Consider the following 25,274-nt stretch of genomic DNA (forward strand, 5'->3'; position numbering starts at 1 on the left):
CCCATGTGCGGCATAGCCGGCATCCTGGGCCCGCAGGACAGGCAGGAGGGCCTGCGCGCTGTGACGGAGATGACCCGCGCCATGCGCCACCGCGGCCCGGACGGCTTCGGCGCCGAATGCGTGCCCACCTCAGAAGGCCGCAGCCTGTTCCTCGGACACGCGCGCCTCTCCATCCTGGACCTCTCCGAACACGCGGCCCAGCCCATGCGCGACCCCGCCACCGGCTCCTGGCTGGTGTATAACGGTGAGGTCTACAACTTCGCGGCCCTGCGCGGCGAGCTGCAGGCCATGGGCCGCAGCTTCGAGTCCACCGGCGACACCGAAGTCGTGCTCAAGTCTTTGCTGGAGTGGGGCCCCCAAGCCCTGCTGCGCCTGCGGGGCATGTACGCTTTCGCCTTCTGGGACGCCCGCAACCGCCGCCTCATCCTCGGCCGGGACCCCGTCGGCATCAAGCCCCTGCTTCTGGCGCGGATCGGAGATTCGCTATTGTTCGCCTCCGAGCTGCGCGGCCTGGCCGCCTCGGGCCTAGCCAAGTTCACCCTGGACCCCCTGGGGGTCCAATCGTTCCTGACCTTCGGCACGGTCATCGAGCCCGCGACCATCATCGAGGAGGTCGTCCATGTGCCGCCCGGCCACGTTGTGGTCGTAGACGCCCAAGGCCGCGCCGCCCCGCCGCGGCGCATCCTCGGCCTCGACGACCTGCTGGCGCGCCACGGCCGGGCCGACCGGGTTGGCCGCCCGGAGGCGGTCGCGCGGGTCCGGGGCGAGCTTACGCGTTCGGTACGCGAGCATCTGGTCAGCGACGTGCCGACCGGAGTGCTGCTCTCGGGAGGCGTCGATTCCTCCATCCTGGCGACCTTGGCCGACAGCGCGCAGGACGGCCGGGACATCCATTTCCTGACCGTGTGCTTCCCGGAGCGGGAGTTCTCCGAGCTAGGCTACGCCAAGCAGGTCGCGCGCGGCCTGCGCGGCCGCCATCACGCCGTGCACATGGACGCCGAAGACCTGCTCCGCCGCCTGCCCCCGGCCCTGGCAGCCATGGACCAGCCGACCGTGGACGGCATCAACACCTTCATCATCTCGAAGATCGCGGCCGAGCAGGGCATCAAGGTCCTGCTCTCCGGCCTGGGCGGCGACGAGCTATTCGGCGGCTACACCACTTTCTGGAAGGCCCCGCTGCTTTGGCGTCACCGCGGCCTGCTGTCGCGCCTGGCTCGCCATCTGCCCTGTGGCTTTTTGGGCAGCGAGACCGAATGGCTCAAGATGCGGCGGGCCTCGGAAGGCTTCGACCTGCGGGACGCCTATCTTCTCCAGCGCTCGATCCGCTGGAGCCCGCGGTCCTCGCGCATCTCCATCCTGGGGACCCTGCCGGACAACGCCGCGATCCCGCCCGAGGCCTGGGACCTCCTGGCCACGGACCACCGCCTCGATGATTTCCGCCGCATCTCGTACTTGGAATCCGTGTTCTACATGCGCAACCAACTCCTGCGCGACGCCGACGTGTTCAGCTCCGCCAACTCGGTCGAAATGCGAGTGCCCTTCCTGGATCTCGACTTGGTGGAGACCGCCTGGAGCCTGCCGGCAACGCTCCACTCCTCAGCCCTGCGGGGGGGCAAGCTCCTGCTCAAAAGCATCCTGGGCGAGATGCACCCTGGCCTGCCTTTGTCCCGCCGCAAAATGGGCTTCATGCTGCCGTGGGAGAAATGGCTGCGCGGCATGCTTTACGAAAGGGTTGCCGACACGATCCACACCACAAGCGCCTATCCGGGCGTTGGGGTGGAGCCCGGCGAAGGGCGCGAGATCCTGCAGGCCTTCATGGCGAACGACCCCGCGATAACTTGGTCGCAGGTGTGGTCCCTCTTTGTCCTGCTGGATTGGCACTCCCGCGTCCGTTCGAGCCTGCGCTCCTCATGAAGCCAAGGAAGATAGCGGTCTTGGAGGCCATCTCGCATTTGGGCGGGGCTGAGATCAGCCTCCTTGAGCTCGTGCGCAAGCTGAAGGGCGATTTCGCGTTCACCTTGATACTGCCCGAGGACGGCCCCTTGCGCCAAAAGGCGCTCGCGGCCGGGGCCGAGGTCCGGATCCTGGCCTGGCCTGACCGCCTCATGCGCCTGGGCGAACGGGCGTGCCGCTTCTCCGCGATGACGCTGGGCCGAGCCGCTTTGGCTGTGGGCGCCATCCCAGGTTTCGCCCGAGGCCTGAGCGCTTTGCTCGATGAGATAGGGGCCGACGTCCTGCTCACCAATGGGATCAAATCTCACATCCTCGGCGCCGCGGCAACGCGGGGCTCGCGCCGGCCTCTGATCTGGTATCTGCGCGATGGGCTGGAGGGCCGGACCCTCTCCCAACTGGCCCTGCGCGTCTGCGCCCGCCGCTGTGCGGGCGGGGTGGCCATCTCGCGCTATGTCGAGGGTGAGGCCCGCCGCGTCTTGCCGGCGGCTGTCCCGATACGCGTCCTTTACAACATCGTAGACCTCGAGAGGTTCCAGCCCAATGCCGCGCCGGCCACTGACCTGCGCAAAGCCCCTGGCGAGGTATGGTTCGGAGTGGTGGGCGCCCTGACTCCGCTCAAGGGCCAGGACCTGTTCCTGGAAGCGGCCGCCAGGGTTACGCGGGAGCTACCACAGGCGCGCTTTGTGATTGTTGGCGCGAATTTCTACCGCACCGAAGCCACTCTCGGCTTTGAGGCTGATCTGCGGCGCCGGGCCGAACAGCCCGATTTGAGCGGCCGCGTGCTGTTCTTGGGCCAGCGCGAGCATATGCCGGGGGTCCTGAGACGCCTGGATGTCCTCGTCCAGCCCAACCGGGGGCCTGAAGGGCTCGGCCGTTCGGTGCTAGAGGCCATGGCTTGCGGAGTCCCGGTCATCGCGGTGGACCGCTGGGGCCCGGCTGAGCTTATCTCGGACGGCCGGACCGGCCTGCTGACGCCCTGGCTGGACGTGCCGGCTTTGGCCAAGCGGATGCTTGAGCTGGGTGCCAATCGCGCGCGTTGCGCCGAGCTGGGCGCTGCGGGTCGGAACTGGGCTGCTAGCGAGTTGGAGCCCAAGCGCCTCGTAAATGCATTCCGTCAGTTCATGCAGGAGCGGATGAATGGCCGCTGAAACCTCGGCAGGGACACGCCGGCTGCGAGTTCTGCACATCGGCAAGTACTACCCGCCGCATTGGGGCGGGATAGAGAGCTACACGGAGTCCTTGTGCCTGGCGCTGCAAGACCGAGTGGACTTCGAGGTCTTGGTCGCCAACGATGGCCGAGTTGACTGTGATGAGAAACTGGGGGGTGTCCATGTCCAGCGATTGGCGACTTGGCTAAAACTGGCCTCGGCGCCGATTTGTCCGGGCTTGGCGTGGCGCATCCGAAAGACTCCCGCGGACATCGTCCACCTTCATCATCCGAATCCTTTTGCCGTCCTTGCCTATCTAGCCAGCGGCCATCCGGGGAAGCTGGTGATTTCTTATCACAGCGACATAGTGAGGCAGAAGATTCTGGGGGCGTTCTTTATGCCGATTCTGGGCATCGCTCTACGCAGGGCCTCAGCCATCATCGCCACGTCGCGGCAATATGTCGATTCATCTGCGGTCCTCCGAAAATATTCTGCCCGCTGTGTGGTGATTCCGCTCTCAATAGACCCGCGACGATTCGAAGAACGCGATGAAGGGGAGGTATCAAGAATCCGCGAGCGCTTCGGCCCACGGCTGCTCCTTGCGGTGGGACGTCTTGTCTCTTACAAGGGTTTTGGCTATCTGATCGAGGCGATGTCACGGGTGAATGGGCGGCTCCTTCTGATCGGAGACGGGCCATTGCGCCAGGAGCTGGAAACGCTGGTGCTGGTGCGAGGCCTGCGAGACCGAGTAAGCTTCCTCAGCAACGTCTCCGATTTGCGGCCGTATTACCAGGCAGCCGACGTTTTCGTCCTGCCTTCGATCACGAGAGCCGAGGCTTTTGGCATCGTCCAACTCGAGGCCATGGCCTGCGGAGTGCCGGTCGTCAATACGGCGCTGGCTACGGGGGTCCAATTCGTCTCCCCAGACGGACTGACTGGTATGACTGTGCCGCCCGGGGACTCAGCGGCCTTGGCTGGAGCCATCAACCGGCTGGTGGACGACCGCGGCTTGTGTGACCGCTTGGGCTCGGCTGGGAGACAACGGGTATTCCGGGAGTTCAGCTTGGGGGATACGGCTCGACGGACCCTGGACCTTTACGCCCGTGTCGCCAGAGGCTGATCAGTTTTATCGGAAGAGTCAGACGTGAGCACCGGCGCCGATTGCGCACGGTCGTGGCCAACGGCAAGGTCATGCACGCAAACCCGCTTGACCGTCTTGAGCAGGATCCCCATGTCCAACGCAAAAGAGATGTTCTTCACGTAGTACAGGTCGTAATGAAGTTTCTCAAGCGAATCGGCCGCGTTGCTCGTGGCGCGGAAGTTGACCTGGGCCCACCCCGTGATGCCCGGCTTGACCAGATGCCGCAGATGGTAGTGCGGGACCTGTTCCTCCAAGATGCTCACCTCGTGCACCCATTCCGGGCGGGGGCCCACCAAGGACATCTCTCCCTTGAGCACGTTCCACAATTGGGGCAGCTCATCCAGCCGATAACGCCTGAGGAATCGTCCGAGCCGCGTGATCCGGGAATCAGCCGAGCCCCCGTCGTGCAGGGGCCCCTTCTGGTCGGCGCCAGGCACCATGGTCCGCAGCTTCCAGACGAGGAATTCCTCTCCATGATAGCCAAGGCGCTTCTGCGTGTAGAAGGGAGACCCCAAGTAGATGAGGGCGGTCAAAGCGAACAGCGGCAGGCTCAGCAAAAGGCCGGCCAAAGACAGCGCCAGGTCCAAGGCCCGCTTGACGAACATGTAGGGCTCTTTGCCCTTATGCAGGACATTGGTCAAGAGCCATCTGGATTTGGCCGCGGATTCGGGCGGCACCCTGTGGAAGGTCTCCTCATAGAAATCCAGGAGAGTCCGCACCGGGATGTCTTTCGCCGTCGCGATCGACAGTATGGCGCGCCCCAACGAGGGCATCTTCTCCACCTCCTCGGCGACCACCACCAAGACATCGACGTCGCATTTCTTCTGCGTCGCGCAGGCGTCCGGATGCCAATAATCCGAGAGGCGTGCGCCTATTTCAAGCGCCCGCAGGTCCGGGCAAGGGACGCAGCGCATGCCGTAGAAGCCGCAGCGCGCCAACTCGTCGCGGATGATGGGGATGAGAGGATCGGAGCCCACGAACGCCACCCTCTGAACGGCGACCTTCTTCGAGAGCTGCCTGACCCAAACATGACGCCAGAAGGCGAAACCGCAGTGGCTCAAGCACAGGAGCAGGAGAAGGTGGGTCTTGGGGGCCAGCCCGAACAAGCCCGGCAACATGTAAAGCCAGCACATGGAGACCATGAAGTTGATCGCCATGGCCAAAGCGCTATCATTGACCAGCTTTGTGAGCGTCTGCATCCGCCGGAAATCATAAAGCCCCAACACATAGAAAACGACGATCCAGGAGGGGAACAAGATCGTGAAAGCGATGGCGTGCCGCAAGTAGAAGTCGGAGGGCACTGCTCCCATATGACGCAGCGCGAGCGCGAAGGCCAGCGCGAGATAGAGCAGCACGAAGTCGCCGGCGACCAGGATGGCGTGCCGCCAGAATAGCCGCATTTCTCAATTATAGCATTCCGACAGCATCCTGGACCGCAAATGCGACTTACCGCGCAAAACTCCTCGCCGGTTCCCTCCGCCTTGCGCCAATGCCTCGGCCGCCGGACCTTTCTTCAAGGCCTTTCCCAGCTCCTCCACCGCACCGGAAGCGGACAGGTCCACCCTGAGCCGGTAGCTGCCGATGCCCGAGCGCGAGCGGGTCCAGGAAGCCTCCTGGACCGTCCCTTCCACGAAAAGCCGGCCGCAGGCCGGCGGCAGAACCGCTTCGCATGGGCCGCACGGCCCCATCCAGACACTCACGAGATATCCAGCGCGCAGGCCCTCGTGTCTGGATGGTTGCGCCCGGCAAAGTGCCGCCGGGCGCTCGTTCAACGGCTCAGCGGCCAGCGCAAGGGAACTATTTCGCGACTCGCTCGTATATATACCAAGGAGCCATTGCCCACTCAGAATCAGCGAAACAGCCCCATGCCGGATGAAAACCAAACCTTCGAGCGGAAATCCCTCCGCTACGCCCTCGGCAAGCAAGACGAGGCGGACGGCCTCGCCTGCGATTGCGTCGGCCTCGCCAATGCCCGCGGCGGCCTCATCCTCCTCGGCCTGGAAAACGACCAAGACCAGCCACCGGCCGCTCAGCGGGTCCCCGACGACCTGCCCGAGTTCCTGCGCAAGCGCATCCCGCAGATAACCGTCAACGTCGGCCTCGAAGTCCGCAAGGCCCGGGCGGACAACGGCGGCGAATTCATCGCAATCCAAGTTTGCCGCAACCAGCAGACCATCGCGTCCACCACGGACGGCCGCTACTTCCTTCGCGTCTGCGACCAAACCCGCCGGCTGCTGCCCGATGATCTGGGCCGCCTCATGGCGGACAAGAACTCCTTCGTCTGGGAATTGCAGGCCTCCAAGGCCCGTCAGTCCGCCATCGACAGGACCAAGCTCGACGACTTCCTCGGCCGCGTGCACGCCTCGGACCGGGTCTCGGCTTTCGTAACGAAAAAGTCCGAAGCGGAGCTGCTGGAATACTACCTCTTCGCCAAGAACGGCCTGCTGACCAACCTCGGGGTCCTTTGGATCGGCCGCCGGGAAGACCGGGCCTCTTTGCTCCACGCCCCGGCCATCCAATTCATCAAGTTCGACGAACGCGAGCGCAAGGTGCGCAAGCTGGTCTGGGACGACTTCTCCCTCAACCCCCTGGAGCTCATCGAGGCCGTATGGCGCGATGTTCCGGACTGGCAGGAGTCCTACGAATTCCCCGACGGTCTGTTCCGCAAGACCGTGCCGCACTTCGAAGAAGCGGTCGTCCGCGAGCTCTTGGCCAACGCCCTCGTCCACCGGCCTTATACGCAACGGGGAGACATCTTCCTCAACCTCTACCCCGACCGCCTTGAAGTACACAGCCCCGGCCTCCTGCCCATCGGAGTAACGCCGCGGAACATACTCCACGCCTCCAGCAAGAGAAACCCCCACCTGGCCAAGGTCTGCTTCGACTTGAAGCTCATGGAAGGCGAAGGAAGCGGATTCGACCGCATGTACGAGCTGCTGCTTCGCAGCGGCCGGCGCGTCCCTGAGGTGCGCGAGGGCGACAACCGAGTCGTCGTCACCGTGTGGAAGAAGATCCTCGATCCCACGATATTGGATTTCATGTTCAAGGCGGACCAAGCCTTCCAATTGACCCAGAAGGAACTCATCGCGCTCGGCCTGCTGGCGCAATGCGAGGCCTTGACCGCCAGCGAGCTGGCCAAGCGGCTGGAGCTGTCCCGGACGGAAGAGCTGGCCCGATGGATCGGCAGGCTCAAGGGTTTGAAGGTGGTCAAGACCCGCGGCAGGACCAAGGCCACCGAGTATCTGGTCGACCCCCACGCCCTGAGGAAGTTGGAGTTAAAGGGCGAGACGAGCTTAAGGGGCATTGAAACGCATCGCCTGCGGGAATTGATACTCCGAGATTTGGGAATCTACCGGAAAGCCGGCATCAGTGAGATTCATAAGAGGATTGGGCAAGAGATACCTCGGCGCAAGTTGCAGCATCAACTTCAGGCGCTCCTGTTGGAAGGGATGATTGGAAGGCGGGGTGTTCGAAAGGGCGCTGTGTATTTATGGACAAAAACACCCTGAATCAACCGGGGATTTCAACAATAATCCATCCCGGTATTGTTCATAAACTCAATTATTGATTATAAAACAAGGATATTTATTTATCCGAAAACTGCCGAATAAACGCCAACCTGTCAATAAAATGTCTAATAAAGCAAGATAGCTTCCTCCGTCCATGAAACGACTCCTCATACAGGTATGAAGGTCCTCCACGTCGTCGGCGCCAGGCCCAACTTCATGAAGGCCGCGCCCGTGCACCGCGCCCTGGCCGACCTTCATCGTGCGCCACTAGTTGCGCGCCACCTCCTTATTGGCCTCTTCCTTGATCCGGTAGCTGCCGCGGCCCGAGCGCGAGCGCGTCCAGGAAGCCTCCTGGATCGTCCCTACCACGAAAAGCCTGGCTCCTTTGGCCTCTTCCTCTAATATGGGTTAGGTTCCGACAGTAGGCTCCACCACCCCGGCCGATTGCGTCAATTTTGAGCTTTTGACTTGACCTGTGATTACCCGCGTCATGACCTGTGTCATGCCCTGTGGCTCTATCATGACCTGTCTCATGACCTGTGAGGTGAGAATGGTAATAAATCATTTTACTTGACGCCCCGATTGCACCGAGGATTGCACCAAGGGAGCTGTTTCCGGTGCAATGGTCCACGATAAATATTCTTATAAATACAGAATCTATTTGTCGTATTGTTCCATATTGCGCCGGGCCACGAGCGGCCAAGGGACCAATAGAAGGCCCCTCCTCTACATCTCCACGGACAAGGCCGTGCGCCCACTCTGAAGTCCCTTGTTTGTACAATCAGAGGCATGCACCGGACAGCTCCTGCCGGACGCCGGCTGATCCTCCTGCCCCTTCTGCTGGCGGCCCTCTGCGCCTGCCGCGGCCCGCGCAATCCGCCCTTCATCATCGGGATGTACGGCGCCAACGACCCCGCGGCCCTGGCCAAGCTCAAGCGCGAGGGATTCAACGCGGCCCAGACCAACGCTCAGGATCCGGTCGGCCTGGCCGCTATGGCCACGGCTGCGAAAAAAACCGGGATGACGCTCCTGGCTTGGCCGCAGGGGCTCATGAAGTCCAACGTCTCAGCCAACGGCTTTCCCATGGCCGTCTGGTACCTGGCGGACGAGCCCGACGTGGCCAAGCTGCCTTTGTCCGAGCTCCAGGCGCTGGAAGGGCGCGTCAAGCGCTGGTCCCCCAAGCTCCCCACCGCGTTCGTGCTCGGCGACGGCCGCAGAGCCCCGGCCTACGCCGCGGCCGGCGACATCATGATGGTGGACTGGTACCCCGTCCCGCACCTGCCCCTGGAGTCCGCGGGCGAGCACGTGTCCATGACGGTCGGGGCCGCCGGGCGCAAGCCCGTCTGGGCCGTGCTCCAGGCCATGGACTGGAAAGACTACCCCCAGCGCAATTCAAAAAAGCCCCGGATCGGAAGGTTCCCGGACGCCCACGAGATCCGGTTCATGACCTATCACTCCATACTTTCCTGGGCCAAGGGCATCTGGTACTTCACCTACACCAAGCCGGACCAGACCACCTTGCCCGACACCCCCGAAGAATGGATCGCGGTGACCGGCGTGGTGCACGAGCTCGCCGCCCTGCGCCCCATATTCGAGGACGGCAAGCCCGCCTACCTGCCTTTCCCGCCCGAGCCGGACGGCGCGCTGGCCCGGGCCTGGCGCTATCACTGGCGCGACTACGTCATCATCGCCAACCCCTGGCCCAAGACCATGGTGCGCGTGCCCCCCGAGCTCCTCAAGATGGACTGGCGCCCCCTCTTCGAGATGCGCCGCTACCAGAAGGAGCTGCTCCAGAAGTCCGGCGAGGACTACTACCTGCCGCCCTACCGAGTCATGGTCTTCGAGAGCCGCTGGCGCTGGCGAAAAATCGCACCGTGAAAATCTAAGGCCTGAGTTTCCTTTTTCATGGTACAAGCCGAATCGGTGCGTTGTTCTGTATACTTGACTATATGGCACGGCCCGCTGAATCGCGGCTAGAATCATGAGCCGACATCCCCTGCACCGCCTCCTCGACGCCCTCCAGTACGAGTACCGCTACGTGGGCATGGAGGAGAAGGACGGACGGCCGTACAAGAAGTTCATCAAGGTGCCGCGCTTGCGCTCCCGCCACAAGCAGGCGCTCCTGCTCGCGGCCCTGGCCGCGGTCCTGCTGGTCTGCGGGGTCTGGCTGGTGCGCAGGATCACCGACCGCTTGGAGGCTCCCCCCGAAGCGGCGCCGCTGGTGCAGCCGCAGTAAGGCGCACTAGCAGGCTGCTGATAAACCCTCCCGCGGAAAGGACTCTGTCCGGACTACTCCTGTCCGGAGAAAATCCGTCGCGCGACGCAACAAGCCCTGATGAAACAGCTCCCGGTCAGGATTGTCCGACGGAAAATCGGCAGCAGGCCTCGCTGAATCGGCTTGCGCGGCCCTAGAGCCCGTTCAGCGACATCATCCCGGCGTTGGCCCGCGCCGGCGATGCCGGCGGTGGTCGTTGACAACCCCGATGGGTCCTGCGAGCCGCGGCGGGGCGCACTGTGTCCGGACACAGTTGCTCCGGAATCTTAAGATTCCTCGACCAGACCTGCCCCGGACAGCATCGCACAGGGAACCCTGTCGGGCCCGGGATCGTCGCAGGTCGGTTCCGCTCCGAGAGACTCAGAGACCGTCCGGGCAAGCTTCTTTGACTTTCCCCGGACAGCTCTGGTCCGGACACAGTCCTTTCGGCAGCGGGCAACAGTCCCTCCCCGAACTGGCCCAGACAGGCGCAGCCTGTCTGGGCCGGTCGCGCCGAAGGCGCCATCCTTCGTGCAACCTATCGGCTGGGTTCTGCCGCCCCGCTTCCGTGCGCTATTGCCGTAAGGCGCCTGCCCGCCTTCCTTGCGGGCAGGTGCGCGGGTCGGTTGCGCCCGGCAGACGGCCGCCGGGCGCTCGCAGAACGGACTTTATCAGCAGCCTCCTAGCCGGCGCGGCCCAGCAGCGACTCCAGGCAGTCCCGGATCTCCTGGCAGCAGGCCGCAAAGACCGCCTCCGGCTTGCCGATAGGGTCGGCGACATCCTCCGGACCGGGCCGGCCCGCGAAGCTCTTGAGCACCTGGACCTTGCCGCGGAACTCGGGGAAGCGCTCCAGGATCGCGTCGTGCTGGCCGCGTTCCATGACCAGGACCAGCTCGGCCCAAGCCAGCAGTTCCCAGGTGAGCAGCTTGGGCGCGTGCTCGACCTCCAGGACGCCCTGGCCGCGCAAAGCGGCGCGCACCCCGGCCGGGACCTGGAAATAGGCCTCGGCCGCCAGGCCCGCCGAGCGCACGCTCAGGCTCAGGCCGCGCTCGCGCGCCAGCTTGCCAAGCAGGAACTCGGCCATGACGCTGCGGCAGGCGTTGCCCGTGCAGACGAACAGTATCTTTTTCCGCATCTAAAGAAGGAACCGGGGCGAATGCGGGCCCCCGGTTCCTTTTGTCCGAGCCTGCCGCGTCAGGGCGTCGACGGGCTGACCGGAGTCTGTTGCTCCTGCTGAGGGTTGTTCTGGTTCGTGTCGGTGGTGCCCGTTCCGGTGCCGGTGCCCGTTCCGGTCCCGGTGCCGGTGCCGGTGCCCGTTCCGGTGCCGGTGCCCGTTCCGGTCCCGGTCGGCGGCGGCGGCAACTGGATGATGATGACCGGCTCCTGCAGGGCCTGGATGTTCTCCGGAGTCAAAGTGACGGCCATTTCGACGACAGGCGCTCCAGGCGTTCCGGGCGTCCCGGGCGCGCCGGGGGTGCCGCCGGTCGTGCCGATGACGCCGGGCGCGGCTTGCACCGTGATGGTCTGGCCCGCGTGGGCGGTGAGGATCTGTCCAAGCTGGTTCTGCGAGACGACCACGCCGTCGAAGACGTAGGTCCTGGTGCCGCTGGCGTCGGTCTCTATGCGCAGAGTGGTGCCGCGGACCGCGGCCACGGCGGTCGGGGTGTGGATCTCGAAGGCGCGGCCGGCCAGCTTCTTGACCCAGGCGTCCATCCGGCCCACCCCGAGGAACAGCGAGACCTTGGAGGTAGACACGGAATCCAGCCGGAGGGTCGCATTGCCGTCAAGGCGCACCTGGCTGCGGTCGGAGAAGACCACGATGCAGGAGGCGTTCGTCGCGGTCTTCACCGTGGTGCCGGGCGGCAGCGCCTCGCCCTGCTTGGCCCGTCTCCAGACGTCGGTGCCGCCCATCTGCACCTCCACGGCGCCCGACATCTCGCCCAGGAAGGTGACCAGGCCCACCGGCGCCGGCGCCTGGGCCCCGGCCGGCGCTGCGGCCGGCACTGGGACCTGCACTGGGGCGGCCGCCGGGGCCGCCGTCGTAGCGACCGGAAGCGCGGCAGCCAGCAAAGCAAGGCAAAGTAATTTTCTCATGTTTTCTCCGCTAGAGAGCATATCATAGTATACCCATTCCGGTATGCCTGCCGCAATCGTGCCCCGCTGGCTCAGGCCCGCCTGCGCCGCGCCAGGTCCCGGCTCCGCGCCAGGCGCTCCCGGCGCTTGATCTCGGGCCAGCTGTCCAGGACCTCGCCGGCCGTGCGCAGCTTGCGGCGTCCGAACACGTGCGGGTGCCGGCGCTTCAGCTTGCGGTATTGGCTCAGGGCCACGTCCTGGATGTCGAAAAGGCCCTTTTCCCCGGCGATCTGGGAGTGCAGAAGCACCTGCAGGAGCAGGTCTCCCAACTCGTCCTCGATCTCATGCCAGCGGCCGCGGCGCAGGGCCTTCTCCAGCTCCCGGGATTCCTCGCGAAGGAACTTGATGAGCGACAGATGGGTCTGCTTGCGGTCCCAGGGGCAGCCCCCGGGAGAACGCAAGCGGGCAACTAGCGCGATCAGCCGGTCTAGTGCCGTAGAATGGACTCGCGGCCTTCGGCCGCGAGTCGACTTCCCGACGCCTGCGGCGTCGGGAAGTCCATTCATGATGCTGGCGGAGCTATCCGTTCCGCTCCGAAATACGGGACCAGCGCCTTGGGGATGAGCAGGCTCCCGTCCTTCTGCTGGCAGTATTCGAGGATGGCGGCGAAGAGCCGCCCCACGGCCACGCCGCTGCCGTTGAGGGTGTGCGCGAGCTCAACGGACTTGTCGGCGCGGCGCAGGCGCGTGTTCATGCGGCGGGCCTGGAAGTCCCAGCAGTCCGAGCACGAGGATATCTCGCGGAAGCGGCCCTCGGCCGCCATCCAGACCTCCAGGTCATAGGTCTTGCAGGCGGAAAAGCCGATGTCCGCGGTGCACAACTCGATGACCCGGTAGGGCAGTTCCAGGCGCTTCAAGACCTCTTCGGCATGGCCGGTCAAGGTCTCCAGAGCGGCCAAGGAGTCCTCGGGCTTGGTCACCCAGACCAGCTCCACCTTGTCGAACTGATGGTTGCGGATGAGGCCCCGCACGTCTTTGCCGTAGGAGCCCGCCTCCTGGCGGAAGCAGGGCGTGTAGGCGGTCAGCTTGATGGGCAAGGACGCCTCGGGCAGGATCTGGTCGCGCACCAGGTTCGTCAGGGGCACCTCGGCCGTCGGGACGAGGTAGAGCGTCTCGGTCTTCCCGCCTTCGACGGCCGTCAGCTTGTAGAGGTCGGCCTCGAACTTGGGCAGCTGGCCGGTGCCTTCCAGCATCTCCGGCCGGACCAAGGACGGGACCCAGGCTTCCTGGTAGCCGTGCTCTCGGGTGTGCAGGTCGAGCTGGAAGGAGATGATGGAGCGCATGAGGCGCGCGCCCGCCCCGCGCCACAGGGCGAAGCGCGAGCCGGAGAGCTTGGTGGCCGCGGCCATGTCGAGGATGCCCAGCTTCTCGCCCAGGGCCTGATGGTCCAAAGGCTTGAAATCCAAGGGCCGGGGCGCCGGGCTGGAGCGCACCACCGGGTTGTCGGCTTCGCCGGCGCCCTTGGGCGCGGACGGGTGGGGAAGGTTGGGCAGGCCCAAGGCCGCTTCCTTGAACTTGGCCGTCAGGGACGTCAGGGCCGCTTCCTGGCCGGACATCTCGGCTTTGAGCGCGATGACCTCGGCCATGAGCTTGGCGGCTTCGGCCTCGTTCTTCTGCGCCTTGGCCTTGCCCACGGCCTGGGAGGAGGCGTTGCGCTTGGCGCGCAGGTCTTCGACCTTCTTGAGCAGGCCCCGGTGCTCCAGGTCCAGAGTGATGAGCTCCTCCAAGGCGGGCAGGTAGCGTCCGCCCCGGTCCTTGATGCCGCCGCGGGCCCGGTCCGGCTCCTTGCGGATGATGTTGATGTCGTTCATCTATGGTTTCTTGACCGGCAGGATGGTCTCGTGGGTCTCGACCGTTTCCACGACTCCGCGCCGGGGGCTGAGCATGACCTGCAGCTTGAGCTGGTCCGGCCAGAACCCGGAATCGAAGGTCCGCTTGAGGTAATGGGCGAGCGGCATGTCCACGGACAGGGACGGGTCCAAGGTGACTTCCAGCAGCCGGTTGGGACCCACCTTGGGGATGCGCCTCTCGCCGATCAGGAAGGGCACGGCCCAGACCCCCTCGCCGCTCTGCCCGATCGCGATGAGCCGGGCGCTCAGGCAGTAGCGCAGGAGCAGGCTCTCCGCCGGCCTCGGGCCGCGGTTCTTGAGCACCACGCGCAGGCGCAGCTTGCCGTCTATGAGCGGGGGCAGGGTGGGCAGGCTCGTGATGCCCTGGTACACGGCTTTCTCCCCGGGCGCGGCCTTGGCCAGCTGCCAGCCCACGCTCTCGATCATGCCTTCGGCGTGCAGGGGGCCCGCCAAACAAACGAGCGCCGCGGCTACGCCGCGGCGCCATTTAATGCCCGAAGCCAAGCTCATGGTTCCTTCTTGGGCTCAGGCTGGGGCTCGGCCTTGGGCTCCGGCGCGGCCGCCTGCGGCACGGCCGCCACGGCCGGCTCCAGCGCCAGCGCCGCGACGTGGCCGACCTTGTCGCCCTCGTCGAGCTTGACCAGGCGCACCCCCTGCGTGTTGCGGGAGATGACCTTGATGTCCTTGCAGCGCAGGCGGACGGTCTTGCCCTTCTCGGTCATGACCATCAGGTCGTCCTCGTTGGTCACCAGCTTGACCCCGGTCACGATGCCGTTGCGCTCCGTGGCCTTGATGGTGATGACCCCGCCGCCGCCGCGGTGCTGGCCGCGGTACTCGGAGAGGTCCGTGCGCTTGCCGTAGCCGTTCTCGCACACGGTCAGCAGGGTCTTCTTGCTGTCCGGCGGGAAGGACTCCATGCCGATGACCTGGTCGGTCTTGTCCAGGCGGATGCCCCGCACGCCGAAGGCGCCGCGGCCCATGGAGCGCACGTCCGATTCCTTGAAGCGGATGGCCATGCCGTCCTTGGTGCCCATGAGCACCTCGTCCTTGCCGCTGGTGTGCGCGGTCTCGACGAGGATGTCGCCCTCCTCCAGCCCGATGGCGATGATGCCCGAGCGCCGGATGTTGTCGAAGTCGGAGAGCGGCGTCTTCTTGATGGTCCCGGCCCGGGTGCACATGACCAGGAAGGTCTCCTTGCCGCGCTTCTCGTCGAAGGAGCGGATGGCGATGGTGGAGGTCACCTTCTCCTCGCCGGTGATGGCCAGCAGGTTCACCACGGCCTTGCCCCGCGAGGTGCGGTTGCCCTCGGGGACCTCGTAGGCCTTCAGCGCGAAGACCCGGCCCCGCGTGGTGAAGAACAGCAGCGTGGCGTGGGTGTCGGTGATGAAGATCTGCTCGATGAAGTCCTCTTCCCTGACCTCCGCGCCCATGATGCCCTTGCCGCCGCGGCCCTGGGCCTCGTAGGTGTTGACCGGGATGCGCTTGATGTAGCCGCCGGAAGACAGCGAGATGAGGACCTCCTCCTTGGTGATGAGGTCCTCCAGCGTCATCTCCGCGGCCTCGGTGGTGATCTGGGTCTGCCGGGCCTTGCCGAACTTGGCCTTGACGTCCTCAAGCTCGCGCACCACGATGGCCATGACCTTCTTGACGTCGGCCAGGATGGCCTTGAGCTCGGCGATGCGCTTCATCAGGCCGTCGTACTCGGCCTGCAGCTCGTCTACGGAGAGCCGGGTGAGCTGGTGCAGGCGCATGTCCAGGATGGCCTGGGTCTGGGCCTTGGAGAGCTCGAACTCGCTCATCAGCTTGGCCCGGGCCTCGTCCGTGTCCTTGGCGCCGCGGATGATCTTGATGACGCGGTCGATGTTCTTGAGCGCGATGAGGAAGCCTTCCAGGATATGGGCGCGGTCCAGGGCCTTGCGCAGCTGGAACTTGGTGCGCCGGGTGATCACGGTCTTGCGGTGCTGGATGTAGTGGCCCAGCATCTCGCGCACGGGCAGGATGCGCGGCCGGCCGTCGACCAGCGAGAGCAGGATGACCCCGAAAGAGGTCTCCATCTGGGTGTGCTTGTAGAGCTGGTTGAGGACCACGTTGGCGTTGCCGTCGCGCTTGATCTCGATGACCATGCGCATGCCCTTGCGGTCCGACTCGTCGCGGATGTCCGAGATGTCCGGGATCTTCTTCTCGCGCACCAGGTCCGCGATGGTCTCGAGCAAAGTCGCCTTGTTGACCTGGTAGGGCAGCTCCGTGACGATGATGGCCTGCCGGTTGCCCTTGATGTCCTCGATCTCCGTGACGGCCTGGATCCGGATCGAGCCGCGGCCGGTCTCGAAGTAGTCCTTGATGCCGGTCTTGCCCCGCACGATGGCGCCGGTGGGAAAATCCGGGCCCTTCATGATCTTCATCAGGTCCTTGTTCTCGATCTTGGGGTCCTTGATGATCGCCATGGCCGCGTCGCAGGTCTCGGAGAGGTTGTGCGGGGGGATGTTGGTGGCCATCCCGACGGCGATGCCGGAGGAGCCGTTCACCAGAAGGTTCGGGACGCGCGAGGGCAGGACCACGGGCTCGACCGTGGTGCCGTCGAAGTTGGGCAGGAAGTCCACGGTGTCCTGGTCGATGTCGGCGAGGACTTCCTCGGCGATCTTGGCCAGGCGGCATTCGGTGTAGCGGTAGGCCGCGGCCGGGTCGCCGTCCACGGAGCCGAAATTGCCCTGCCCGTCGACCATCGGATGCAGGAGGGAGAAATCCTGCACCATGCGCACCAAGGCGTCGTAGACCGAGGAGTCGCCGTGCGGGTGGTATTTCTTCAGGACCTCGCCGACCACGCCGGCGCACTTGGAGTACTTCTTGTTGGACGCCAGCCCCTCGGAGTGCATGGCGAAGAGGATGCGGCGATGGACGGGCTTGAGGCCGTCGCGGATGTCGGGCAGGGCCCGGCTGACGATGACCGACATGGAGTAATCGAGGAAAGAAGCCCGCATCTCCGTGCCGATGTCGCGCGCGGTGGTGTTGGCGGGCGGTTCCGCCGCCAGCTCCGGTGGTGTGGGGGCGCTCATTGATTATCCTCTAGATGTCGAGATTCTTGACTTCCCTGGCGTGCCGCTCGATGAATTGCCGGCGCGGCTCCACCCGGTCTCCCATGAGCGTCGTAAAAGCGTTCTCCGCGTCCGCGATATCGACCATCGTCACCTGCAGCAGGCGGCGCCGCTTGGGGTCCATGGTCGTCTCCCAGAGCTGGTCCGGGTTCATCTCGCCCAAGCCCTTGTAGCGCTGGATGGTGGCGCCGGAGCGGCCGGCGTCGCGCACGCACTCCAGCAGGTCCCGCAGGCTGTAGCCCTCGCTCTCGCCGTGCGCGGTCTTGTTCTTGAAGAGCGGCTTGGTCTTCTCGTCGCGCAAGACCTCATACCATCTCAGATTGAGGCCCATCTCCGAGAGACTCTTGTCCAGCGCCGCCAGCTTGGGCATCTCCCAGAGCTCCTGCATGTCCGGCTCCAGGGCCTCCTCGTCGACCTCCACCGGGACCTCGCCTTCGGCCAGCGGCTTGCCTTTGTGCTCCTCGGCCAGCTTGGCCTTCTGGTCGGCGACGTGCTTGTCCCGGTACTCGCGCCATTCCTTGTCGCTGTAGAAGTAGACGTACTCCCCGGCCGTCTCTTCCACGCGGTAGAGGGGGAGCTTGGCCTGCTCCTTGTAGGCCAGGAAATCCTCCAGGTGCAGGCTCTTGCGCTCCAGATGCCTGAGCAGGTTCTCGAGATCGGCCAGCAGCTTCAGGAGGTCCTTGAGGTCGTCGGAGTCCAGCTTCTTGGACTTGCCGTTGGCCGGGTTGAAGGCCGTGATCTCGACCGAGTTGCGGCCCTCGTTGAGAAGCCACTTCTCCATCTTCTCTTCGTTGTCCACGTACATCTCGGTCTTGCCCTTCTTGACCTTGAACAGCGGCGGCTGGGCGATGTAGACGTGCCCGCGCTTGATGAGCTCGTTCATCTGCCGGTAGAAAAATGTCAGCAACAAGGTCCGAATGTGCTGCCCGTCCACGTCGGCGTCGGCCATGATGATGAGCTTGTGGTAGCGCAGCTTCTCGGGCTTGAGGCCCTCCTCGTAATCCCGCTCTCCCGCCGCCGCCTCGCCGGCCGGCGCGGCCTCGCGGACCTGCCCGATGCCGGTGCCGATGGCGGAGATGAGGGTGCGCACCTCCTCGTTGGAGAGGACCTTGACCAGGCGGGCCTTCTCGACGTTCAAGATCTTGCCCTTGATGGGCAGGATGGCCTGGAAGGCGCGGTCGCGGCCCTGCTTGGCCGAGCCGCCGGCCGAGTCGCCCTCCACGATGAAGAGCTCGGAGCGCTCCGGCTCGCGCTCCTGGCAGTCCGCGAGCTTCCCCGGCAAGGACGAGCCGTCGAGCACGCCCTTGCGCCGGGTGAGCTCCTTGGCCTTGCGCGCGGCCTCGCGCGCCTCGCCCGCGGCCATGGCCTTCAGACAGACCGCTTTCGCGGTGGCCGGGTTCTCCTCGAAGAAGATCCCCAGGACCTCGCCCACCAGGGACTTGACCACGCCCTCCACCTCGGCGTTGCCCAGCTTGGTCTTGGTCTGGCCCTCGAACTGCGGGTTGGGTATCTTGACCGAGAGCACCGCGGTGAGGCCCTCGCGCGCGTCGTCGCCCTGCACCGTGTAGTTCTTGCCCTTGAGCATGTCGTACTTCTTGATGTAGTCGTTGACCACCCGGGTCAGGGCCGAGCGGAAGCCGGCCAGGTGCGTGCCGCCCTCCGGGGTGTTGATGTTGTTGACGAAGCTGTAGACGTTCTCGGAGTAGTCGTCGTTGTACTGGATGGCGAGGTCGACCGAGACCTCCTCGCGCTCCTTGGTGAAGCTGATGGGCTCGGAGAACAGGGTCTTCTTGTTGGCGTTGAGGTACTGCACGAACTGCTTGATGCCGCCCTCGTAGTGGAAGGTGTGCTTCTTGTCCTCGCGCTCGTCGATGATGGTGATCTTGGCGCCGGCGTTGAGGAAGGCCAGCTCGCGCAGCCGGTTGCAGAGCACGTCGTAGGAGAATTGGTTCTCGCCGAAGATCTCGACGTCGGGCTTGAAGGTGACCCGCGTGCCGTGCTCGTCGGTCTTGCCCGTGACCTTCACGTCGTCGACCGGCTTGCCGCGCTTGTAGCACTGGGTCCAGACCTTGCCCTCGCGGTAGACCTCGACCGTGACCGCCTCGGAGAGGGCGTTGACCACGGAGATGCCCACCCCGTGCAGGCCGCCGGAGACTTTATAGGCGCTGTGGTCGAACTTGCCGCCGGCGTGCAGCACGGTCATGACCACTTCCAGGGCCGATTTGCCGCGCAGGTTGCGCGGCAGCTTGGGGTCCAGCATGGGGTCCACCGGGATGCCCGAGCCGTTGTCGAGCACCGTGCAGGAGTTGCCCTCGTGCAGGATGACGTCGACCGAGCTGCAGCGGCCGGCCAGGATCTCGTCGACCGAGTTGTCCACGGCCTCGTAGACCAGGTGGTGGAGCCCGGCGGGCCCGGTGGAGCCGATGTACATGGCGGGCCGCTTGCGCACCGCCTCCAGGCCTTCCAGGACCTGGATCTTGGAAGCGTTGTATTCCTGGGCGCTCTTGGCGCCCGCCGCCTTCGTGTCGTCCTTCTCCGTCGTGGTCTGAGACATATCCCTCCGCTTCCCCTTCTCAGGGGGGGACGACGACCCGGCCCGGCTCATCGCGCCGCGACCTTGATGCTCTTGATCCAGGCGCGATCGAAATATTTATTAAGGCTGCGCACGACGCCGGCGGCGCGCAGCTGCAGCTCCTGCGCGGCCGCCGCCGACTTCGGCTTGACGTAGACGGTCCCGTGCTTGAAGCCGACCAGCTCCCAGTGCCCGCAGAGATGACCCAGCTCCTTCTGCCAGACCGCGCCCAGGATGACCATGCGGTCGCCGGTCATCCCCGCGCGCCACTGGAACGACCGGACCAGGTCGCCGCCGGTCGACCAGCACGGCCTCTTGCGCTGGACGCTCATATCCTCATGGGCATGATGACGAAGCGGCTGTCCGATCCGTCCACCGGCTCTATGAGGACCGGGTTGACGGGGCTGGTGAAGCCCAAAGACACCTTCTCGCAATCGATGTGCTTCAGGGCGTCCACCATGAAATGGGGGTTGAAGGCGACCTGGAAATCGGCGCCCGCGTACGCCACCTCCAGCTCGTCGTTGAACTCCAGGTTCGGGGATGAGGCCGAGATGTGCAGGCTTCCCTTCTGCAGGGCGAACTTGACCGAGCCCCCGCGATCCAGGGCGCAGAGCGCCGCCCTTCTGGTGACGGCCAGCAGCTCCCCGGCGCCCAGGACGACCGAGATGTCCTTCTTCTTCGGGATGACCTGCTCGTAGTTCGGGAAGGTGCCGCCGATCAGGCGCGAGAGCAAGGTCGTCTCCTTGGCCTGGAAGACGATCTGGTTATCGGTCACGCCGACCTGCAGCTTCTCCTGGCAATCCGGCTTGACGTCGAGGGCGCCCAGCAGGCGCAGCAACTCGCCCAGGATCTTGGTGGGCACGATGATCTGGAACTCCCGGTCCTTCAGCGCGCCCTTGCGCCCCACGATGGCCAGGCGGCGGCCGTCGGTGGCCACCATCTCCAGGGTCCCCTTCTTGGCGGACCAGTACACGCCGTTGAGCACGTGCCGGGTCTCGTCGGAGGAGGCGGCGAAGATGGTCTTGCGCACCATGTCCGCGACCAGGCCCATGGGCAGAGAGAACGCCTCTTTCCAGTCGAATTCGGGCAGGACGGGATATTCGGACTTCGGGGCCCCGATGATGGAGAAGCGCGAGCGCCCGCATTTGATCTGGACCTTGTCGCCGGCGTCCACCATGAGCTCCACCTCGTGGCCGTCCGGCAGGCTGTGCAGGATGTCCGAGAATTTCTTGGCCGGGATGGTGATGCTCCCGTCCGATTCCACCTCCGCGGGGAGGTAGTGCTTGACGCCCATCTCCAGGTCCGTGGAGACGACCTTGATCTTGGAGCTCTCCGTCTCCATCATGAAGTTGAGCAGGATGGGCAGAGTGGTCCGGGAGGACAGGGCGGATTGTATGGTTTGGATGCCTTTCGCCAGGTCTTCTTTATGACAGTGTATCTTCATTTTATCATCATCCTCTTAATAGGGTCGGAAAAGAGCCTCTTCGGGGGACGCCCCGTCTCAGCCGGGCCGCGCGCCGCTGGTGATAATCAGGGGAAGTTATCCACCCTTTGCACAGCGCGCCCGCCCCGGCCGAGTTCGCGGTCATCATCCCCCTAATTCTCCACAGACTTGATGTCGGACTGCAGCTTGTTGACCAGCTCCAGGAAGAACGGGTCCTCATCGAGCATCTTCTGGATCTTCTTGCGGGCGTGCAGGACGGTGGTGTGGTCGCGGCCGCCGAAGGCGCGGCCGATGTCGGTCGAAGAGAGGTCGGTCATCACCGAGGCCAGGTACATGGCCAGCTGGCGCGGCAAGGCGATGGAGGCCGTGCGCTGCTGGCCCTTGAGGTCCTTGACGTCGAGCGAGTACTTGTGGGCGACCAGGCGCTGGATGGTCTCCATCTGGATCGGGCTCGAGACGTCGTGGGGCAGGGAGTCCTTCAGTATCTCCCGGGCGCCGTCGACGGTCAGGCTGCTGCCGGTCATGGACGCGAAGGCCTTGAGCCGGATCAGCGAGCCCTCCAGAAGGCGGATGTTGCTCTTGACCGTGGAGGCGACGAACAGGATGACGTCGTCCGGGACGTAGAACTGCTCGAGCTCGGATTTCTTGCGCAGGATGGCGATGCGCGTCTCCAGGTCCGGGGGGGTGATGTCGGCCACCTGGCCCCACTCGAAGCGCGAGACCAGGCGGCGCTCGTAAGGGGTCATCTCCTTGGGCACCCGGTCGGAGGTGACCACGATCTGCCGGCGCGACTCGTGCAGGGCGTTGAAGGTGTGGAAGAACTCCTGCTCGCTCTGCTCCTTGGCGATGAGGAACTGGATGTCGTCGATGAGCAGGCAGTCGAGGTTGCGGTACTTGGCCCGGAAGTCGTCGGTCTTGCGGTGGTGGATGGAGTTGATGTAGTCGTTGACGAATTCCTCGGCCGTGGTGTAGAGCACGCGCGAGCGCGGGAAGGCCTGGCGCAGGGCGTTGCCGATGGCGTGGAGCAGGTGGGTCTTGCCGAGGCCCACGCCGCCGTAGAGGAAGAAGGGGTTGTACTGGGTGCCGGGCGTGGCCGCGATGGCTTCGGCCGTGGCGTAGGCCAGGCGGTTGGATTTTCCCACGACGAACGAGGCGAAGGTGTAGCGCGGGTTGAACTCGCTGAGCGGGAACTCCGACTGGGCGCTCGGGCCGGGGATGGGGTCGCAGGCGGGCAGGCGGTTCTTGAGATCCGTGCTGATCTCGTAGTCGATGCCGATGTCCAGGCCGGTCAGGTCCTTGAAGATCGAGATGAGCCGCTTCTGATACCGGTCCTTGATCCCGTCGGAGAAGAACTTGTTGGGGACCTTGAGGCGGAGGACCTGGCCGTCGAGACGCAGGGCCGCGATGGGGCGCAGCCAAAGGTCCGCGTCCTCCCCGATCTCGGAGCGCAGGCGATCGACGGTCTGCGACCAGAGGGCCTGCGGGTCCTGGGTATTCACAAGTTATCCACAGGTGTGCATAAGTCCCACGGCTTCGAATATCTGTTCAAAAACAATCATATTTGGACGGCCGCCGAGCGCCGAAGCCAAAGTCGACGCGCCCTGATTTGACACGGGCAATATGCTAGCTCTTTTTGAAGAAGCAGTCAAACGTAACAATTGAGATATAGTCTCGCTATATTACACGCGATTGACAGCTAAACGCCTTTAGTGCTTCAATACACCCTCGGCGCCCGGCTCTTTGTGTCCGCGCAGGAGCTGATAAGGCGCTATCGGCTATTCTCATCTGAGCAAGGAGCGGCTGTGGAGATACAACTGACGGCGAAGCAACTCAAGATCACCGACGCCATCCGCGGCTATGTGAACGAAAGGATGGAGCGCGCCCAGAAATACTTCGAGCATATCGTCTGGAGCCAGGTCTTCATCTTCATCGAGAAACGGGCGCACAAGTGCGAAGTGCTCATCCACGCGCCGGGCCAGACCTTCCGGGCGCTGGCCGAGGCGAGCGACCTCTACTCCGCCGTGGACCTGGCCTCCGCCAAGATGGACGCCCAGCTCAAGAAGTTCAAGGAGAAGACGCGGACCCGCTTCAAGACGCGCGCCGGCAAGGGCTCGGTGCGCGCGGTGCGCGGGGAGCCCATCTTCGACCCGCCGCCGGCGCCCGTCCAGTTCTCGGTCGTCCGGCAGGCCATGGCGCCCATGTCCGCCGGCGAGGCGGTCCGGGAGATGGAGCGCCTGGGCCACTCCTTCCGCCTGTTCCAGGACCGGGACTCCAAGCAGATCCGGCTGGTCTTCCGCCGCGACGACGAGTCCTACGCCGTCGTGCAGCCGGTGAAGAAGTCCGAGCGCTAGACCGCATGGCGCGACGCCCGGGAGCCGTGGATTTCACCGTCAGCGACCTGCTGCGGGAGCAGAGGGACAACCTCAAGCTGGAGCTCATCGCGGGGGAGAAATCGCTGGGCCGGGGAATCAGGGTCATGGACCTCAACCGTCCGGGCCTGGCCCTCAGCGGCTTCTTGGAGCACTTCCGGCCGGAGCGCATCCAGATCATCGGCTTCGGGGAGCAGGCCTACTGCCTGAAGGCGCCGCGGGCGCGCTTGACCGCCGCGCTGGCGGCCATGTGCCGGCCGCGGGAGCTGCCCTGCCTGATCCTGACCCACAACCTCAAGACCCCGGGGGTCCTGGTGTCCGTCTGCCGCCAGAACGGGGTGCCGCTTCTGCGCTCGAGCCTGGACACCGCCACCTTGGTCGCCGAGCTGGGCGACGTCCTGGAGGAGAAGCTCGCGCCCAAGACCACGGTGCACGGGGTGCTGGTGGACATCTACGGCCTGGGCGTGCTCATCCAGGGCGAACCGGGCATCGGCAAATCCGAGTGCGCCCTGGAACTGCTCAAGCGCGGGCACATCCTGGTCGCCGACGACGCCGTGGAGATCCGGCACCACCGCGGCGGGGTCCTGCGCGGCTCCTGCCCGGAGCCGCTCAAGCACTACCTGGAGGTGCGCGGCCTGGGGATCATCGACGTCAAGCTCCTCTTCGGCATCGGCGCCATCCTGGACCACACGCGCATCGAGCTCTCCATCCACCTGTCGGCCTGGAGCGCGCAGACCACCTACGACCGCACCGGGCTGGACAACAAGAAGACCAACATCCTGGACGTGGATATCCCGCAGATCCGCATCCCGGTCAGCCCGGGCCGCAACCTGGCGGTCATCATCGAGGTGGCGGCCCTGAACCAGCGCCTGCGCAACCAGGGATATTTCGCGGCCGAGACCTTCAACCAGAGGCTCATCGAGAGGATGCGCGCGCAATGAGGAAGGCGGCCGCGGCGGCCCGAAAGGTCTACATCATCACCGGCATCTCCGGGGCCGGCAAGAGCCAGGCCCTGAAGTGCTTCGAGGACTTCGGCTTCTCCTGCATCGACAATCTGCCCATCGCCTTGCTGGACCATTTCGCGGACCTGCTGGCGCGCTCCGAGCACCTCAAGCGCGTGGCCCTGGGCATGGACATCCGCGAGGGGCGCTTCCTCGCGGGGCTGCCCGCCATCCTGGAGCGCCTCAAGAGCCGCGGCGTGGACCACCGCACCATCTTCCTGGACGCCTCGGACCCGGTCGTCATCCAGCGCTTCTCGGAGACCCGGCACCGCCACCCCCTGGGAAAGCGGGTGGACCAGGCGGTCCGCGAGGAGCGGCGGCGCCTGCTGCCCATAAAGGAGATCGCCGACCAGGTCATCGACACCAGCGCCATGACCTTGGGCGAGCTCAAGGAGCGGCTCTCCGAGACTTTGGAGCTCACCCGCGCCCGGGAGATGGCCCTGAACATCGTCTCCTTCGGCTACAAGTTCGGCCTGCCCATGGACGCGGACATCGTGCTGGACATGCGCTTCTTGCCCAACCCGCATTACGTGGCCGGGCTGCGGCGGCTGACCGGGCTGGACCCGCGCGTGCAGCGCTACATCCTGGCCCAGCCCATCGCGCGCAAGTTCCTCGAGGAGCTGGTCCCCATGCTCAGCGGCCTGCTGCCCCACTACGTCCGGGAGGGCAAGTCCTACCTGACCATCGCGGTGGGCTGCACGGGGGGGCATCACCGCAGCGTCTTCGTGACGCGCTACCTGGCGCAGAAACTGCGCTCCTCCGGCCACTCCATCCAGGAATTCCATCGCGACATCAGCCATTGAGGGCAC

20 protein-coding genes are annotated in these 25,274 nt (G+C 65.0%); 9 read left to right on the plus strand and 11 right to left on the minus strand.

What is annotated here, in order from left to right; translation table 11 throughout:
• Positions 1-3: 3 nt before the first annotated feature.
• From asnB to NTY77_15320, 3 genes are read left to right on the plus strand one after another with little or no spacing between them, the layout of a single operon-like run.
• Positions 4-1,914 carry an asparagine synthase (glutamine-hydrolyzing) gene (gene asnB, locus NTY77_15310; GenBank protein ID MCX5796862.1) on the plus strand — a complete coding sequence of 637 codons (1,911 nt, stop codon included), beginning with the start codon at positions 4-6 and terminating at the stop codon, positions 1,912-1,914.
• Positions 1,911-3,101, plus strand: a complete 1,191-nt coding sequence (locus NTY77_15315) for a glycosyltransferase family 4 protein (GenBank protein ID MCX5796863.1) — start codon at positions 1,911-1,913, stop codon at positions 3,099-3,101. The genes asnB and NTY77_15315 overlap by 4 nt, the downstream gene beginning before the upstream one ends.
• Positions 3,091-4,221, plus strand: coding sequence for a glycosyltransferase (locus NTY77_15320; protein MCX5796864.1), 1,131 nt, complete (start codon positions 3,091-3,093; stop codon positions 4,219-4,221). The genes NTY77_15315 and NTY77_15320 overlap by 11 nt, the downstream gene beginning before the upstream one ends.
• On the opposite strand, the gene NTY77_15325 is transcribed toward NTY77_15320, so the two are convergent.
• The gene (locus NTY77_15325; protein ID MCX5796865.1) at positions 4,197-5,642 is read right to left on the minus strand and encodes an exopolysaccharide biosynthesis polyprenyl glycosylphosphotransferase; all 1,446 of its coding nucleotides are present in this window, start codon (positions 5,640-5,642) and stop codon (positions 4,197-4,199) included. The two genes, NTY77_15320 and NTY77_15325, sit on opposite strands and share 25 nt — an antisense overlap.
• Positions 5,643-6,107: 465 nt before the next feature.
• Here NTY77_15325 and NTY77_15330 point away from each other — a divergent pair, with 465 nt between their 5' ends.
• From NTY77_15330 to NTY77_15340, 3 genes are all read left to right on the plus strand, one after another.
• Entirely contained in the window at positions 6,108-7,751 is a 1,644-nt protein-coding gene (locus tag NTY77_15330) for an ATP-dependent DNA helicase (protein MCX5796866.1), read from the plus strand.
• Between the two features lie 789 nt (positions 7,752-8,540).
• Positions 8,541-9,629, plus strand: coding sequence for a hypothetical protein (locus NTY77_15335; protein ID MCX5796867.1), 1,089 nt, complete (start codon positions 8,541-8,543; stop codon positions 9,627-9,629).
• Positions 9,630-9,732: 103 nt separating this feature from the next.
• Complete coding sequence (locus tag NTY77_15340) at positions 9,733-9,987, plus strand: hypothetical protein (GenBank protein MCX5796868.1); 255 nt, start codon at positions 9,733-9,735, stop codon at positions 9,985-9,987.
• 700 nt (positions 9,988-10,687) lie between these two features.
• Here NTY77_15340 and NTY77_15345 read toward each other — a convergent pair.
• The 10 genes from NTY77_15345 to dnaA all read right to left on the minus strand — a co-directional run bounded on the left by NTY77_15345 (position 10,688) and on the right by dnaA (position 22,594).
• Positions 10,688-11,140: a low molecular weight protein arginine phosphatase gene (locus NTY77_15345; protein ID MCX5796869.1), complete on the minus strand. Its 453-nt coding sequence runs from the start codon at positions 11,138-11,140 to the stop codon at positions 10,688-10,690.
• 59 nt (positions 11,141-11,199) lie between these two features.
• Complete coding sequence (locus tag NTY77_15350; protein MCX5796870.1) at positions 11,200-12,099, minus strand: FecR family protein; 900 nt, start codon at positions 12,097-12,099, stop codon at positions 11,200-11,202.
• Positions 12,100-12,170: 71 nt separating this feature from the next.
• The gene (locus NTY77_15355; protein ID MCX5796871.1) at positions 12,171-12,539 is read right to left on the minus strand and encodes a hypothetical protein; all 369 of its coding nucleotides are present in this window, start codon (positions 12,537-12,539) and stop codon (positions 12,171-12,173) included.
• A 101-nt stretch (positions 12,540-12,640) separates the two neighbouring features.
• Positions 12,641-13,948, minus strand: coding sequence for a serine--tRNA ligase (serS, locus tag NTY77_15360; GenBank protein MCX5796872.1), 1,308 nt, complete (start codon positions 13,946-13,948; stop codon positions 12,641-12,643).
• Positions 13,949-14,497: a hypothetical protein gene (locus tag NTY77_15365; protein ID MCX5796873.1), complete on the minus strand. Its 549-nt coding sequence runs from the start codon at positions 14,495-14,497 to the stop codon at positions 13,949-13,951.
• Positions 14,494-17,040: a DNA gyrase subunit A gene (gene gyrA / locus NTY77_15370; protein MCX5796874.1), complete on the minus strand. Its 2,547-nt coding sequence runs from the start codon at positions 17,038-17,040 to the stop codon at positions 14,494-14,496. The genes NTY77_15365 and gyrA overlap by 4 nt, the downstream gene beginning before the upstream one ends.
• 10 nt (positions 17,041-17,050) lie before the next feature.
• Positions 17,051-19,633, minus strand: a complete 2,583-nt coding sequence (gyrB, locus tag NTY77_15375; protein ID MCX5796875.1) for a DNA topoisomerase (ATP-hydrolyzing) subunit B — start codon at positions 19,631-19,633, stop codon at positions 17,051-17,053.
• Between the two features lie 47 nt (positions 19,634-19,680).
• A complete protein-coding gene (locus NTY77_15380) occupies positions 19,681-19,983 on the minus strand; it encodes a DUF721 domain-containing protein (protein MCX5796876.1) in 303 nt (100 codons plus the stop codon).
• Positions 19,980-21,095: a DNA polymerase III subunit beta gene (dnaN, locus tag NTY77_15385; protein MCX5796877.1), complete on the minus strand. Its 1,116-nt coding sequence runs from the start codon at positions 21,093-21,095 to the stop codon at positions 19,980-19,982. The genes NTY77_15380 and dnaN overlap by 4 nt, the downstream gene beginning before the upstream one ends.
• Positions 21,096-21,247: 152 nt before the next feature.
• On the minus strand, positions 21,248-22,594 hold the full coding sequence (gene dnaA, locus NTY77_15390; protein ID MCX5796878.1) for a chromosomal replication initiator protein DnaA: 1,347 nt from the start codon (positions 22,592-22,594) through the stop codon (positions 21,248-21,250).
• A gap of 303 nt (positions 22,595-22,897) precedes the next feature.
• Here dnaA and raiA point away from each other — a divergent pair, with 303 nt between their 5' ends.
• Genes raiA through rapZ form a run of 3 tightly spaced genes read left to right on the plus strand, consistent with a single transcriptional unit; the run spans position 22,898 to position 25,268 of the window.
• Positions 22,898-23,446, plus strand: coding sequence for a ribosome-associated translation inhibitor RaiA (gene raiA / locus NTY77_15395; protein MCX5796879.1), 549 nt, complete (start codon positions 22,898-22,900; stop codon positions 23,444-23,446).
• A gap of 5 nt (positions 23,447-23,451) precedes the next feature.
• On the plus strand, positions 23,452-24,405 hold the full coding sequence (hprK, locus tag NTY77_15400) for an HPr(Ser) kinase/phosphatase (protein ID MCX5796880.1): 954 nt from the start codon (positions 23,452-23,454) through the stop codon (positions 24,403-24,405).
• Complete coding sequence (gene rapZ, locus NTY77_15405) at positions 24,402-25,268, plus strand: RNase adapter RapZ (protein MCX5796881.1); 867 nt, start codon at positions 24,402-24,404, stop codon at positions 25,266-25,268. Before hprK ends, rapZ begins: the two co-directional genes overlap by 4 nt.
• The last annotated feature ends 6 nt before the right edge of the window (positions 25,269-25,274 follow it).

This window comes from Elusimicrobiota bacterium (assembly GCA_026388095.1).
Classification (GTDB): domain Bacteria; phylum Elusimicrobiota; class Elusimicrobia; order UBA1565; family UBA9628; genus UBA9628.